Origin of the sequence: Carbonicoccus niuqiaonis, assembly GCF_050157065.1 — a bacterium.
Classification (GTDB): domain Bacteria; phylum Actinomycetota; class Actinomycetes; order Propionibacteriales; family Propionibacteriaceae; genus Avipropionibacterium.
On sequence record NZ_CP189573.1, the window covers coordinates 929,952 to 944,163 of the forward strand.

Sequence of the window (14,212 nt, forward strand, 5' to 3'; positions counted from 1 at the left end):
CGATGGTATAGCCGTGAAGCGATCAGTAAAAGGTGGATCCCGGGGGGAGTGCTATCGGGCACTGGCTGAGACCTCGGCCCAGGCGCTCGAGGCCGTCGACTGCCGCAGCGAGCACGCCGAGTACCAGGTGGCGTCCATCCATGACAAGGAGTTGGCGAGCCTCTGTCCGCCGGGCACCATGCCATTGGTCTACCCGGAACCGGCCAAGACGTTCTGTCTGGGAAGTCCCTGATCAATCGTCGGCCCTGGGGTCGACGGGTTGTCCACAGGTTCGGTGGGTGGGTTGCAGTGCTGTCCACAGGTCTGGTGTTGGTGTGTGGTGGGTGTCCGACCTCGGCTCTAGTATCGGCTACATGTTCGATTCGAGCGTGTGGTTGACCGGTGGGTCCGGGTCGTCGTGTGGCGATCGGGGCTGTCGGCGTGCGCTGGCGGACGAGATCATTGCGGCGAACACGGCGATCACGCATGCGGATTGTCGGGTGTTGTTGCGGGTTGCGGAGTGGGTCGACCTGTACGCCCCGACCCCGGAGCAGGAGCGCGAGGCCGCTGCGGCCGAGCGGGAGCCGATGTCTGCGGCGGCTCGGCTGGCGGGGGAGGGCGTCCGTGCCCCGGGTGGGGATGGCACGCCGAGGGTGAGCGAGTTCTGCTTTGCCGAGTTGGGCGGCATGTTGGGGATGGCCCGGTTCGCCGCGGAGCAGCTGGTCGCCGATGTGGTGGACCTACGCCACCGGCTGCCGTTGTGTTGGGGTCGGGTGCAGCGTGGTGAGGTCCGGTCCGCGGTAGTGCGTCGGGTGGCGGCGGAGACCCGCTGGTTGTCGATGGAGGCCGCCGCGCTGGTGGATCGGGCGGTGGCGCCGGTGTTGGGGTCGGTGACGATGTACCGGCTGCGGAATCTGGTGGACGCGGAGGTGCTGCGGGCTGATCCGGCCGGCTATGAGGCTCGGGTCCGGGCGGATTGGGACCAGCGGGTTGCTCGGGTGGGTCAGACGAATCAGTACGGGTTGAAGACGTTGTTCGTCCGCGCCCGGGCCGCGGATGTGGTGTGGTTCGACGCAATGTTGGACCGGATCGCCGACATTTTGAAGCTGGAGGGCGACCCGGCGTCGAAGGATGTGCGGCGGTCCAAGTCGCTCGGGGTGTTGGCCCGACCGGACCATGCGTTGTTGCTGTTGGCGAAGTACGCGTCCATGTCCGTGCCCGGCGGGCTGACCGATGAGGCCGAACCGGCCGCCGACCCTGCACCGGCTGATCCGGCCGATGAGGACATCCGTTCCGAGCAGTCACCCACCTCCCGTCCAGAGGAGCCACCAACCGCTCGTCCCGAGGCCGAGGATCGTGCGCGCGCCTCACAGGACGAGCGTCGTGCCTTCGATCCGGCGACGACGGCAGCGCTGGCCAGCGCATTGGGTCGGATAGATCCGGTGAAGCTGTTGCCGCCGGTCACCCTGTACGTCCATGTCGCCGAGGAGATCCTGGTCGCTGGGAACGGCCCGGTCCGTGACGAGCACGGCGGGCTGACGAGTTGGCACCGTGTCCTGGCCGGGCTCGCCGGTACTCGGGTCACGATCAAGCCCGTGATCGACCCCAGGGGCGCGACGCCGGTCGATGCGTACGAGGTTCCTCGGGCGATGCGCGAACGGATCCATCTCCGCCAGCCGGTCGACCAGTTTCCGTGGGGCACCCAGACTGATCGGCACCGGCTCGACCTGGACCACACCATCGCCTACACCCGTCACGGGCCTCCGGGGCAGACCGGCTTGGCGAATCTGGCCCCACTGTCGCGCACTGCGCATCGGATCAAGACCCACGGTGGTTGGCAACTGCGACAACCCGAGCCCGGGGTGATGCTGTGGCGATCACCGTTGGGCCAGCACTACTTGATCAACCACACCGGAACCCACCCGCTGGGCCACGGGCCACTCGCCCACGCCCTCTGGCAGGCAACCGACCCAGAGCCCACGAGCATCAGCGAGGACAGACAAATGTGAGCCGTGCTCGCGAGATGATCACCGAGTTGGAGCACCGGCAACGCGCCGAGGTGCTCAGCTCACAAGCGCGTTGTACTCAGTGATCCGTCATCGGCCACGGTGATGCGATGCCGACTCCCGTCGGGTGACGACAGGACCACGCCAGAGCCTGCCCGTACCTCTACGTCGCCCACGCTGAGGGCTGCCTGGTCCCGGAGCCCGCTGATGAACGAGCTCGTGACGCCGGGACCCAGATGGACGGTGTCGCGGAAGCGGACGTCCGGGTCACTCGAGCCGTAGGTGATCGACGAGTTTCCGACCACGCTGATCTCGCTGCCTTCCTCGATCACGATGGTCGGCTCGGGCTGGGTGAGATCGAGGGGCCGGATCGCCAGCTGGTTGCCCGCGATGGTGATGCCTCGGAAGGTGTTCTTCCAGGTCTGGCCCATGGCCGGTTTGTAGATGTGCGGTCCGCGTACCTCGGAGAACTTCGGAGCAAAGTTGGCCTCGAAGTAGTTGCCGCTGATCATGATGCCGTCGTAGATGGAGTTCTCGAACAGGATCCCGTACGAGCCGTTGCCCTCGATGTCGTTGCCGGCGATCAGGATCCCCTTGAACTGGGCGGCGAACTCATTGGGACTCACCTCGTCCTTGGGCGCGGTGATCCCAACCCCGCTGTTGGACTGGATCCGATTCCCGATGAGGCGGATCGCGTTGCTGCACCCGACGAAAACCACCGCATCGGTGTTCTGCCGCAGCTGGCAGTAGGTGATGTCGCCGATGTAGGCATCGATGAGGGTCAGCCCGGGGCTGTTGGCCTGCTCGATCGCACAGTTCGACACATGGAACTCGATCGTCTTGTGCAGAAGGACCGCAGTGTCCCCGGGTGCGGGATCTTCGATCTCGGGACCACCGACGACGTTGTTGCCGATGGCGAGGTCGTGCAGGCCGCAGCGCCGGATGTAGCCGGATCGGCGTCCTTGCGGTCCGTAGATCGCAACGATGGTGTGGGTGTCCGACGACCGCAACCGAACGAGCTGCGAGCCGCCACCCTCACCGGCGAGTACGACATTGCTGGCCGCCACCGTGATCGTGTCCGAGACCGCGTAGCGCCCGGCAGGGAAGAACACGGTGCCACCGGCAGCGCTGGCGTCGTCAATCGCTGATTGGATGGCTCCGAGGTCATCGGTCGTCCCGTCGCCGACGGCCCCGTAGTTCTTGACATTCACCGGCATCACTGACTTGGTGAGGAACCGCGTCCGTTCTGGCTCCGGTGCCGCTTCGGCCGGCGCTGCCGGTCCGAACGAGGACAGCACGGCCCCGCTGGCTACGGCTCCCGCACCAAGTAGACCAGTCATCATGCCTCGGCGACCAAGGCCGGTTGTCGTGGGGGAACTGTCGACGGTGCTCACAGCGGACTCCTCGTTGAGAATGCAGTATGCAGAATGACGCTAGGGGTTTCCCGCGGCTCTGTCAAAGGTGCGCTCAGACAGCGGAATCACGTGACTCGCGTCGGTCATATTCTTGGCCGATGATCACCGAGAGCGAGTACCGGCAGCGCGCCGAGCAGCAGGATGACTGGGCGCCCGGGTGGGACGCCATCGACGAAGCCTTCGCCGCCCACTACCCTGGGATCGAGCCCAAGCACTACGGCACCAACCTCGCCAGCCGGGCGCAGTTCGGCGGGACGGAGTACTTGGACGGCATCAGCCTCTTTCCGACCGCACATCGCACCCAACACATGGTCACGTACGGCATGAGCACGCTGTACACCGACGTCGAGTCCTACGGCGGTGAGCACAGTGGCTGGGGGTACGAGATGACCATGCAGATCGCGGCCGCCGATCCGCAGAACTGCGGTTGGGCGCTCAGCATGCTCAGCAACGTGGCCCGCTACACCTGGACCAGCAAGAAGTGGTTCGACCCGTACCAACTCATGGTCGGCCGCAACGAGCCGATCGCCCAGGGCAGCGGCTCCGAGCTGACCGGGTTCATCACCATCCCGGATGTGATCGTTGACGGCGTCGGCACCGTCCACGGCCGCGTCGAGTTCGTCCAGGTCATCGGCATCACCCAGGCCGAATCCGACTGGATCACCGCCGCCGAGCCCATGGACATCCCGCTGCGCTGTCGGCAGTTGGGCGAAGCCATGGTCGCGGCTGGCAACACCTTCGGCGTCACCGATCTCGCCCGGACCACCTCATACGTCTGACACACCCCGGACGCCGGACCGCACCGGGACGCCCTGCTCGACGGTCCGGCTGACCGTGCACAGCCGATCGTGAGAGGTACGGATCGCCTCGGGCAGCCGGTCCTGGGCGGTGCGCCCGGCGTCGTCGTCACCGAACTCCACGTCGAAGATGACTTCAAGGTCGGCCATCCGGTGGTCGGGCAGCTTCTCGCCGGTGGACCGCACCCGGAATCGGATCGGCTCGGCACGCTTGGTGATCAGGAGGTCGACGTCCACGGCGGTGCAGCCGGCGATCGCGGTGAGCAGCAGCTCGACCGGGGTGAAGTCATCGCCTGAGCCGTCGCCGATGGTCAACTCCCCACCGCGGGGGTTCGTGACGCGGTACCGTCCGCGTTCCAGTCGGTCGAGGTCAACTGAGCGGTGCTGGTCGTTGGTCATCCACCCATCCTGTCGTATCACGCAGGCCGAGTCGTTCGGCCGATCACACGTACCCGTCAGCGAACGACCAGTACGACCAACTGGCGTGGCCCGTGGACACCCTCGACGCGGTCGAGTTCGATGTCACTCGTCGCGCTCGGGCCCGAGATCCAGGTCAGCGGTCGGGTCGGCTCCACCGTGGCCACCGCCTCGGGTACCGATCCGACGATCACCTCGGCCGGCACCACGCACACGTGCAGGTCGGGCACCAAGGTGATCAGCCGGCGACCCTGCACCGCACCGGAGTCCAACACGATGGTGCCGGTGACCGCGACCGCGGCAGCGCATCCTGTCACCACCGCGTCCACCTCGTCGAGCTGGGCCGCGGTCACCTCAGGCGAGTCACGCACCACCTTGGCATGGGTGGTGACGAGCCACCGGTTGTCGAGGTCAGCGGGGACGACGAGGCTCCGCACCTTCCGCTCGCCGAGCACCTTCCCCAGCACCAGCGGCAGTTCGCCGGCGGTGATCACCTGCACCTCGGCGCGGTAGTCACCGGTCCGCTCGACGAACAGCTCGAGCAGCCCGTCCGCACCCTCATGATCAAGCGCCGCAAGATCAACACCGGAAAGATCAACATCGCGCCGGTACGCCCGCGGCACCTCAGGATCGACCGCGGCATGGGTCGCGGAGCGTACGGCGGCCAGGATCCGATCACGCGCGTCCATCGTCACCCTCCCGATGCGCCCACCATTCCCGGAACGACTGGGGCGGCGGGTTCGGCACGCTGCGACTCCGGGTCCAGCCGCCCGGGAGTCCGGGCAGCCACCGGATCCGCGAGATCAACCCGCGGAACCGGCTCGCCAGCCGCTGGGCCAGGGCCAGCCGGGACGCCTTGCCGAACACCCACGCGGCCAGGTTCATCGTCATCCGCTCGGGATCGGGAGTCGGATGCGTCGCCTTCTCCGCCACCGCGGCGGCCCGTTGATCGATCAGCACGGTCGGGATGTCGATCGCGACCGGACACGCCTCGTAGCAGGCCCCGCACAGACTCGACGCAAACGGCAACGCCGCGTCGTGCGGGTCGGAAACCCCGTGCAGCAAGGGGTTCAGGATGGCGCCGATCGGCCCGGGATACACCGAGCCGTACGCGTGCCCACCGACCCGCTCGTACACCGGGCACACGTTCAGGCACGCCGAGCACCGGATGCACCGCAGCGCCTGCCGTCCGACGTGGTCGGCCAATGCCCGGGTACGTCCGTTGTCGAGCAGGATGATGTGCACCTCCTGCGGCCCGTCGTCAGGCGTCACACCGGTCCACATCGTGGTGTAGGGGTTCATCCGCTCAGCGGTGGCCGACCGCGGCAGCAGTTGCAGGAACACCTCCAGGTCGGCGAACGACGGCAGCAACTTCTCGATGCCCACCACCGACACCAACACCTCGGGCAGGGTGAGGCACATCCGGCCGTTGCCCTCCGACTCCACCACGACCAAGCTGCCGGTCTCGGCGATGGCGAAGTTCGCCCCCGAGAAGGCGACCTTGGCCCGCAGGAACTTCTCCCGCAGGTGGATTCGTGCTGCCTCGGCCAACCGGGCCGGCTCGGCGGACAGGTCAGCCGGGGCGGGCCGGCCGACCTCACCCATCCGCCGCCGGAAGATGTCGGCGATCTCGAACCGGTTGCGGTGGATGGCCGGCACCAGGAAGTGACTGGGGGTGTCGCCGCCCAACTGCACGATCAACTCGGCCAGATCCGTCTCCCAGGCGTGGATCCCGGCGGCCTCGAGCCCCTCGTTCAGCCCGATCTCCTGGGTGGCCATTGACTTCACCTTCACCACTTCGGTGGCGTCGTGCCGTCGGGCGATGTCGATCGAGATGGCCCGGGCCTCGGCGGCGTCGGCGGCCCAGTGCACCTGCGCCCCGGCCGCGGTCGCGGCCGCCTCGAACTGCTCCAGGTAGCGGTCCAGGTTGGCCAACGTGTGGTCCTTGATGGCGGCCCCCGCCGTCCGGAGCTCCTCCCAGTCGGGCAGTTCCCCGACGGCGTTGAGCCGCTTCGTCCGGATGGTGGCCGTGGCGTGGCCGAGGTTCGCCCGCAGCTGGGTGTCACCCAGCGCCACCTTCGCGGCGGCCGGAAACACCGGCATCCCGAGGAACGCCTCACCGGATCGCGGCTGCAGGCTGGTCATCGGCTGGCCAGGATCTCGGCGAGGTGGATGGTGCGGGGCCGTGCCGTCGTACGCCGGGAGTGCTTGCCGATGATGCCCTGCAGGTGCATCAGGCACGACGAGTCCGAGGCGCACAGGTAGTCGGCGTCGGTCTCCTTCGCCTTCGCCACCTTGTCCAGGCCCATCGCGGTCGACGTGTCGGCGTTCTTGATCGCGAACGTGCCCCCGAATCCGCAGCACTCCTCGGCACCCGGCAACGCGACCAACTGCAACCCCGACACCGCCTGCAGCAGTCGGGTGGGCCGGTCGCCGACACCGAGCAGCCGCAGTGAATGGCACGTCGGGTGGTACGTGACCCGGTGCGGGAACACCGCACCCACGTCGGTCACCTGCAAAACGTCGACCAGGAACTCCGACAGTTCGTACACCGGAGGGAGTGCCGCGCCGGGTGCGACGGTGTGGCCGTGGTGGCGCAGGGTCGCGGTGCACGACCCCGACGGCAGGACCACCGCGTCGGCGTCGGCGAAGACTTCGGCGACGTTGCGGACCATGTCACCGGCGGGTGATGGATACCCACTGTTCATGTGCATCTGGCCACAGCACGTCTGGGCCGTGGGGAAGTCGACGGTGCACCCGAGTCGCTCGAGCACCTCGACCGTCGCCCGTCCGACCGCCGGGAACAGCGTGTCGGCCAGGCACGTGACGAAGAGGCTTACCCGCATGACGCGGACTCTACGTGGTGCGGCCTACCCTTGGGCGGGTGGTGATCATCTACCGGCACTGGCATCGGGCCGTCGCCTTCGCGCTGCTCGGCGTCGACCGGCCCGAACTCGGGGAACAGGGCTCACCTGACGTGGCTGAGCTGCTCCGCAGCCTGGACCGGACGGCCGTGGCCGACGCACGGGCCCGGGCCGCGGCTGCCGACGAGCCGTGGCCGTACGCGCTGCCGTCCGAACTGGCCACGGGCATCGGCTGGGCCCGGTACGGGGCGACGCTGCAGCGGGTCCGTGACGCGCTGGCCCTCGACACCACGATCGTGCCCGCCGGTGCCGGGGACGACGACCGGTCGGCCGGCCGGCGTCACCCCTCCGCGGAGGAGCGTCGCCTGCTGGCCGATCGGCCGCCGCACTGGGGGTGACCCGGGACGGTTTCCAGCAACCGTGGTTCAGCGGCTCGCGAGCAGGTCGCGGATGTCGGTGAGCAGTTCCTCGCTGGTGGCAGCCTTCTCCGGCTCCTCGACCTTCTTGCGGTCGCGGAACTTGTTGTACGGCAGCACCACGAAGAAGTACACGATGGCCGCGGTGAGGATGAAGGTCAGCAGCGAGGTGAGGAAGGTGCCGACCGGCAGTCCGCCGGGTGCCCAGGCATTGAAGTTGGGGACGCCACCGAAGAAGCCGATGAAGCTGAGCACGATGTTGGTGAACGAGCTGACCACGTCAGCGAACACCGCGCCGATGATGAATGCGACGGCAAGCTCGATCAGATTGCCGCGCAGGAGGAAGTCCTTGAAACCCTGCATGGGGTTACTCCTTCAGGTCACGACGTAGTTGATCCGGGCACGGGCTGTGCGGCTACGTCGGCAAGGAATGTAGCAGTCCTGCGCCCCCGGTGGGGGGATCCTCAGGCCCGCCACACGATCGTCAACCTTGCGTTCACCGAGGCGGCAGCCAGACCGCGAGCGACCTGCGGTGTCACCTCCACCAGCACCAGCCGGCCGGCATCAGTGCCGCCGGTGCCGAGCGGACCGGCTTCCGCTCCTGCGGTGATCGCGGCCACCCGGGCCCGTTCGGCCACCACCTCGCTGCTCCCGACCTGCGGGTCGGCAGCCAGCACGTCGACGAAGTCACCGACGGCCAACATCGCGACGACGTCGGCGTCGGCGAGCCGCAGGGGAGCCACCACCAGCCCGTCCTCGGGCCCGGTCATCCGTGGCGACACCACGGACAGTTCGGTGATCACCTGCCCGGCCGGCAGCGGTGCGGTCAGCACCCGACCGACCACCGTGGCCGGGTCGGTCACCACCTGCTCGGGCACCAACCCGACCGGCATCGCGACCAGCCGCAGGTCATCGGCGGTCAACGTCCGTCCACCCGGCAGGGCGGTGGTGGTCACCACCACCTCGGTGCTGGGTGGCGGTGCCGGGTTGACCACGGTGATCGTCGCCACGACCGTCACGACGGCGGCGAGGACGGCCAGCTTGCGGCGATGCCAGGAGACGGCACGCCGTAGCGCGCCGAGGAAGGGCTGGGGACCACGGTTCGAGGACTTCACCTGGACACGATGGTGCAGCACCCGTCGGGCGCGTCACCGTTGTCCACAGCCGAGGCTGCCCCGGGCCGGTTCGGTGACCTGTGGACAACTCCGCCGGTGTCAGCTGGCGGCGGCCGCCGGTGCCTTGCTCGGCTCGGCCTTCTTGGTCTCGGCCTTCTTCGGCTCTCCCTTGCCGGCCCCCGACGCGCCCTCGGACGTCGACGACTCGGACTTCTTCGAGTCGGAGCTGCTGTCGCCGTTGCTGGTCGACGAACCGCGCTTGGCATCCCGGTTGTCGGTCTTGTAGAAGCCAGACCCCTTGAACACGACACCGACGGCGTTGAACACCTTCTTGAGCGCGCCGGCGCACTCGGGGCACTCGGTCAACGAGGGGTCGGTGAACTTCTGGACGACCTCGAGGTCGGAACCGCACGAGGTGCAGCGGTACTGGTACGTGGGCATCGATTCTCCTTCGGGCAACCCGGACAGGATACCCGGATCCGGCAAGAGCACGGCGTTGCGGTCAAGACCACTACGCTGTGCGCGTGCGTCGACTCCACCGCTGGTTGCTGTTCGTCGCGTTCGTGCTCATCCTGGCCCTCGGCGCCATGTCGTCGCTGGCCGTGGTGACGGTCCGGGAGAGCTTCCCGCAGACGAACGGGAAGATCACCGTCCCGGCCATCACCGGCACCGTGGACGTACTGCGTGATGCGTATGGGATCCCGCACATCTACGCCGACACCCCCGAGGACCTGTTCGCCGCGCAGGGCTACGTCCACGCCCAGGACCGCTTCTTCGAGATGGACTTCCGCCGGCACATCACCTCGGGCCGACTGTCGGAGCTGTTCGGGGAGTCGCAGCTGGAGACCGACACCTACATCCGGACCCTCGGCTGGCGGAAGGTCGCCGAGGAGGAGGCCGCCGCACTCAGCGGGTCGACCAAGCGCTACCTGGAGTCGTACGCCGCCGGGGTGAACGCGTGGCTGCAGACCCGCAGCGGCGGGGAACTGAGCCTGGAGTACTCGGTGCTCGGCGTCACCGGCCTCGGTGGGTACCAGCCCGAACCGTGGACCGTCGCCGACAGCCTGGCGTGGTTCAAGGCGATGGCGTGGAACCTCGACGGGAACCGGATCGACGAGCTCGAGCGGGCGGTGGTGACCGCCGAACTGGGTGCCAGCCGGGCCAACGAGCTGTGGCCGGCTCCCGACCTGGACCGGTTCGCGCCGATCCTGACCCGCGGCGCGATCCGCAACGGGGCGTTCGACCCGAATGCGCTGCCGGCGGCCGCCGGCGCCGACCCGTTGCCCGGTCGCACCGGCACCGGCAGCAGCACCCCGATCGACCTCGAGGCGGCGTTGCCGGCGCTGCGGGCGACCGCCGGGGTGGACGGGGCGCTGGGTCCCGTGCTGGGCGACGTCACCGATCGGCTCGGCGGGTCGAACTCGTTCGTGGTGTCGTCGCTGCTGAGTTCCACCGGATCGGCGCTGTTGTCCAACGATCCGCACCTGGCGACCGCGATGCCGTCGACGTTCACCCAGATCGGCCTGCACTGCACCGTGAAGAGTGAGGCCTGCCCGTACGACGTGGTCGGCTTCTCGTTCAGCGGGGTGCCGGCGGTGGTGATCGGCCACAACGCCAACATCGCGTGGGGGCTGACCACGCCGTACGTGGACACCCAGGACCTGTTCATCGAGCAGGTCCGCGGCAACGACGTCCGGTACGGGGAGGAGTACGAGCCACTGACGACGCGGACCGAGCAGATCTGGGTCCGCGGCGAGGAGACCCCGCACACCATCACCGTCCGCTCCTCGCGCCACGGTCCGCTGCTGTCCGACGTCGAACCCCAACTGCTGACCGGTGCCGGTGCCGAGCCGCCCGCTGACGGGACCGAGTACGCGGTCGCGCTGGCGTGGACCGCGCTCACCCCCGGCACCACCGCAGAAGCGTTGTTCGGCCTGAACACCGCACTCAACTTCGCCGACTTCCGCAAGGCCGCGCAGCAGCTCACCTCGCCGTCACAGAACCTGGTGTACGCCGACCGGTTCGGCAACATCGGCTACCAACTGCCGGGCGCCATCCCGACCCGCGGCAAGGGGGACGGCCGGATGCCACGGCCGGGCTGGGACCCGAGCTGGGACTGGACCGGGCTGATCCCGTTCGAGCAGCTGCCGTGGGACTTCAACCCGCCCAGCGGCTACATCGTCGCGGCGAACCAGTCGATCATCGGCCCGCAGTACCGGCAGTTGCTGGGCAGCTCCCCGTCGTACGGTTGGCGCAGCCAACCGATCCAAGACCTGCTGGAGTCCCAGGAGCAGGTCACCCCCGAGATGGCGACGTCGATCTTCGCCGAGTCCACGATGGGGGTGGCCGCCGAACTGGTCCCCACCCTGTTGCGGGTGCAGGTCACCGACGGCTGGGTACGGCAGGGACAGTCCGTCCTGGTCGGCTGGGACTACCGCGCCGACCCGGACTCGGCGGCCGCGGCGTACTTCTCGGTGGTCTACAAACGCGTCCTGCAGTTGACGTTCTCCGACGAACTGCCGCCCGAGGTGGTGTACGGCAGCAGCGACCGTTGGTTCTCGGTGCTGGGGAACCTGATCCGCGAGCCGCACAACGAGTGGTGGGACGACGTGACCACTCCCGAGGTGGAGTCGCGCGACGACATCCTGCTGCGCGCGCTGACCGAGGCGCGCAAGGAGATCACCTCGCGGTTGAGCAACGATCCGGGCGGCTGGCGCTGGGGTGACCTGCACACCGTCGAACTGCGGCACGGCAGCCTCGGCGAGAGTGGGATCCCGCCGATCGAATGGGTGTTCAACCGGGGCCCGCTGCCGGTCGGCGGCTCGACCGGAGTGATCAACGCGATGTCGTGGCAGGTCGGCCGCGGTGACTACACCGTCACCACCGCGCCGACGATGCGGATGATGGTCGACTTCGCCAACGTCGACAGCTCACGCTGGATCAACCAGTCCGGGGTGTCGGGACACACCTCCCACCCCAACTACGACGACCAGTTCCCGTTGTGGGTGCGGGGCGAGATGATCACGATGCCGGCCACCCGGACCCGGGTGGAGGAGCAGGCGATCGACCACCTGGAGCTGTTGGCCATCGGCTGACGCGAGACGCTCGTCGAGCCTGTCGAGCCGTCAGTAGTCCCGCGCGTCGCCGTCCTCCGGTTCGCACATCACGGTGCGGGTCGGGGTGATGATCACGTCGACGTGTCGGTCGTTGGGCTCGACCGGGACGGCGTCGAACAGTTCGTCGTCATTGAGCAGCATCACCCGGACGGCCATGTCGGAGGCCTCGGCGAGTGCGCGGTCGTACCAGGCGCCACCCCGGCCGAGCCGATGGCCGTACTCGTTGCCGGCCAACCCGGACAGGATGATGATGTGCGCCTCCAGCAGGGCGCAGGCGTCCAGCACCTCACCGTCGGGTTCACCGACGCCGAAGGAACCGAGCTGCAGGTGGCCGGGGCCGGTGTAGACCCCCCAGGCCGGTCGGCGGCGACCCGAGTCGTCGCTGGGCAGCGGGCGCTCGTCGTTGCCGAGCACCGGCAGCAGCACCCGGCACCCTTGGGCGGTCAGCCACGAGATCAGCTCGAGGGTGTCCGGCTCGGTGCCGCGCGACAGGTAGCAGGCAACCGTCAGCTCCCGTCGGGCGAGGTCGCCGATGAATTCCTGTACGAGTTGCGTCCGCGCGTGGTCGTCGGCCTCCCGTACGGCGGTGTCACGGGCGTTGCGGCGCACCTGCACCGCGTTGCGCAGTGCGTCCTTGGCCTGCCGGATGGCGCGCTGATCCGCTTCGTTCAGCGTGGCGGGCGATGGGGTGGGCTCGCTCATGGCTCTAGGGTAGGCCCCATGGCCCTGTTCGGACGACGTAACAAGAAGAACCACGAGGAACCCGCGCCGCCGGTGGAGCCCGAGCAGGTCCCCGAGCCCGTCGGGCCGCAACTCCCGCCGGTGGACGCCCAGGGTCTGCGATCGATGGAGGACCACCGCGACTTCGTGCTGTCCCTGATCGACGAGCTGCCCCCGTTCGGCCAACAACTGCTCGACGCGATCGACCTCAGCCTGTGCGAGGACGTGATCAGCGAGCTCGACCTGCCCGGCTTCGACAACTCGGCGATGGACGGGTACGCGATCCAGACCCCGGACGTGGTCGGCGCGACCGACCAGGACCCGGCCGTGCTGGCCGTGGTCGGCGAGATCGCCGCCGGGCAGACGGCCACCCATCGGCTGTCACCGGGCACCGCGATGAAGATCATGACCGGCGCCCCGTTGCCCGAAGGTGCCGATGCCGTCGTGAAGTACGAGGACACCGATCGGGGCACCGATGACGTCCTCGTCTACGCCGAGGTCGCCCAGGGCGCCAACATCCGCCGCAGGGGTGAGGACCTGGCCGCCGGGACCGTCGTGCTGACGACGGGTGATCGACTCCACTCGGGCGGGATCGGACTGCTCGCCGCGATCGGGATGGACAAGGTGATGGTGCGACCCCGACCCAGAGTCGTGGTGATCGCCACCGGGTCCGAGCTGGTCGACCCGGGCACCGAACTGCAGCACGCCGGGCAGATCTACGACTCCAACTCGTTCCTGCTGGCGGCGGCGGCCAAGGAGGCGGGGGCACAGGTGTTCCGTGTCGGCCAGGTGTCCGACGATCCCGACGAGGTACGGCAGCTGATCCATGATCAGCTCGTCCGCGCCGACCTGATCATCACCTCCGGCGGGGTCAGCGAGGGCGACCACGACGTGATCAAGGACGTGATGCCGACGATGGGCTGGTGCGACTTCGCGAAGGTGGCGATGCAGCCCGGCAAGCCGCAGGGCTTCGGCCTGATCGGTGACGACAAGGTGCCGATGATCATGCTGCCGGGCAACCCGGTGAGCTCGTTCGTGTCGTTCGAGGCGTTCGTCCGCCCGGTGATCCGCAAGCTGATGGCGGCCGAACCGTACGTCCGCACCGCCGTGCCCGCGATCAGTTCCACCGACATCGTCTCGGTCCCCGGCAAGCGACAGTTCGCCCGGGGCGTGGTCAGCCTCGACGACCAGGACCAGCGCCGGGTCCGGTGGGTCGGCGAGCACGGTTCACACCTGCTGGGTGACCTGGCCCGCGCCAACGGTCTGATCGTGCTGGACGAGGAGATCGAGCACGTGACGGCCGGCGACGTCGTCCCGGTGTGGCAGTTCGGCGAGGACTGACCGTGTCCGGGTTCTCCCACCTCGAC

Annotated in this window: 15 protein-coding genes; 6 read left to right on the forward strand and 9 right to left on the reverse strand. The window is 68.4% G+C overall.

Annotated elements, in window-relative coordinates:
- Positions 1 to 13: 13 nt before the first annotated feature.
- Together ACQBAU_RS04195 and ACQBAU_RS04200 are read left to right on the forward strand one after the other, a co-directional pair.
- Positions 14 to 232 carry an LppU/SCO3897 family protein gene (locus ACQBAU_RS04195; protein WP_434549824.1) on the forward strand — a complete coding sequence of 73 codons (219 nt, stop codon included), beginning with the start codon at positions 14 to 16 and terminating at the stop codon, positions 230 to 232.
- Positions 233 to 353: 121 nt separating this feature from the next.
- Complete coding sequence (locus ACQBAU_RS04200) at positions 354 to 1,988, forward strand: 13E12 repeat family protein (protein WP_465255083.1); 1,635 nt, start codon at positions 354 to 356, stop codon at positions 1,986 to 1,988.
- Between the two features lie 59 nt (positions 1,989 to 2,047).
- On the opposite strand, the gene ACQBAU_RS04205 is transcribed toward ACQBAU_RS04200, so the two are convergent.
- The gene (locus ACQBAU_RS04205) at positions 2,048 to 3,202 is read right to left on the reverse strand and encodes a glycosyl hydrolase family 28-related protein (RefSeq protein WP_434549826.1); all 1,155 of its coding nucleotides are present in this window, start codon (positions 3,200 to 3,202) and stop codon (positions 2,048 to 2,050) included.
- A gap of 296 nt (positions 3,203 to 3,498) precedes the next feature.
- Between ACQBAU_RS04205 and ACQBAU_RS04210 the strand changes: the two genes are divergently transcribed.
- The gene (locus ACQBAU_RS04210; protein ID WP_465255082.1) at positions 3,499 to 4,179 is read left to right on the forward strand and encodes a suppressor of fused domain protein; all 681 of its coding nucleotides are present in this window, start codon (positions 3,499 to 3,501) and stop codon (positions 4,177 to 4,179) included.
- Here the strand turns inward: ACQBAU_RS04210 and ACQBAU_RS04215 are convergent.
- Genes ACQBAU_RS04215 through ACQBAU_RS04230 form a run of 4 tightly spaced genes read right to left on the reverse strand, consistent with a single transcriptional unit; the run spans position 4,168 to position 7,460 of the window.
- Complete coding sequence (locus ACQBAU_RS04215) at positions 4,168 to 4,596, reverse strand: OsmC family protein (protein WP_465255081.1); 429 nt, start codon at positions 4,594 to 4,596, stop codon at positions 4,168 to 4,170. The two genes, ACQBAU_RS04210 and ACQBAU_RS04215, sit on opposite strands and share 12 nt — an antisense overlap.
- A gap of 56 nt (positions 4,597 to 4,652) precedes the next feature.
- Complete coding sequence (locus ACQBAU_RS04220; protein ID WP_434549829.1) at positions 4,653 to 5,303, reverse strand: LutC/YkgG family protein; 651 nt, start codon at positions 5,301 to 5,303, stop codon at positions 4,653 to 4,655.
- On the reverse strand, positions 5,290 to 6,759 hold the full coding sequence (locus ACQBAU_RS04225) for a LutB/LldF family L-lactate oxidation iron-sulfur protein (protein ID WP_465255080.1): 1,470 nt from the start codon (positions 6,757 to 6,759) through the stop codon (positions 5,290 to 5,292). Before ACQBAU_RS04225 ends, ACQBAU_RS04220 begins: the two co-directional genes overlap by 14 nt.
- A complete protein-coding gene (locus ACQBAU_RS04230) occupies positions 6,756 to 7,460 on the reverse strand; it encodes a (Fe-S)-binding protein (protein ID WP_465255079.1) in 705 nt (234 codons plus the stop codon). The genes ACQBAU_RS04225 and ACQBAU_RS04230 overlap by 4 nt, the downstream gene beginning before the upstream one ends.
- Before the next feature lie 38 nt (positions 7,461 to 7,498).
- On the opposite strand from ACQBAU_RS04230, the gene ACQBAU_RS04235 reads away from it, so the two are divergent.
- Positions 7,499 to 7,876 (forward strand): hypothetical protein, encoded by a 378-nt coding sequence (locus ACQBAU_RS04235; protein WP_434549832.1) that lies wholly within the window; start codon positions 7,499 to 7,501, stop codon positions 7,874 to 7,876.
- Between the two features lie 27 nt (positions 7,877 to 7,903).
- Here the strand turns inward: ACQBAU_RS04235 and ACQBAU_RS04240 are convergent, their stop codons facing one another.
- From ACQBAU_RS04240 to ACQBAU_RS04250, 3 genes are all read right to left on the reverse strand, one after another.
- Complete coding sequence (locus tag ACQBAU_RS04240) at positions 7,904 to 8,257, reverse strand: large conductance mechanosensitive channel protein MscL (protein WP_465255078.1); 354 nt, start codon at positions 8,255 to 8,257, stop codon at positions 7,904 to 7,906.
- A 101-nt stretch (positions 8,258 to 8,358) separates the two neighbouring features.
- The gene (locus ACQBAU_RS04245; RefSeq protein WP_434549834.1) at positions 8,359 to 9,009 is read right to left on the reverse strand and encodes an SAF domain-containing protein; all 651 of its coding nucleotides are present in this window, start codon (positions 9,007 to 9,009) and stop codon (positions 8,359 to 8,361) included.
- A gap of 99 nt (positions 9,010 to 9,108) precedes the next feature.
- Positions 9,109 to 9,450 (reverse strand): FmdB family zinc ribbon protein, encoded by a 342-nt coding sequence (locus tag ACQBAU_RS04250; RefSeq protein ID WP_434549835.1) that lies wholly within the window; start codon positions 9,448 to 9,450, stop codon positions 9,109 to 9,111.
- 83 nt (positions 9,451 to 9,533) lie between these two features.
- Between ACQBAU_RS04250 and ACQBAU_RS04255 the strand changes: the two genes are divergently transcribed.
- Positions 9,534 to 12,104, forward strand: a complete 2,571-nt coding sequence (locus tag ACQBAU_RS04255; RefSeq protein ID WP_465255077.1) for a penicillin acylase family protein — start codon at positions 9,534 to 9,536, stop codon at positions 12,102 to 12,104.
- Positions 12,105 to 12,134: 30 nt separating this feature from the next.
- On the opposite strand, the gene ACQBAU_RS04260 is transcribed toward ACQBAU_RS04255, so the two are convergent.
- Positions 12,135 to 12,827, reverse strand: coding sequence for a 5-formyltetrahydrofolate cyclo-ligase (locus tag ACQBAU_RS04260; protein ID WP_434549837.1), 693 nt, complete (start codon positions 12,825 to 12,827; stop codon positions 12,135 to 12,137).
- A gap of 18 nt (positions 12,828 to 12,845) precedes the next feature.
- Here ACQBAU_RS04260 and glp point away from each other — a divergent pair, with 18 nt between their 5' ends.
- Entirely contained in the window at positions 12,846 to 14,186 is a 1,341-nt protein-coding gene (glp, locus tag ACQBAU_RS04265) for a molybdotransferase-like divisome protein Glp (protein WP_434549838.1), read from the forward strand.
- The last annotated feature ends 26 nt before the right edge of the window (positions 14,187 to 14,212 follow it).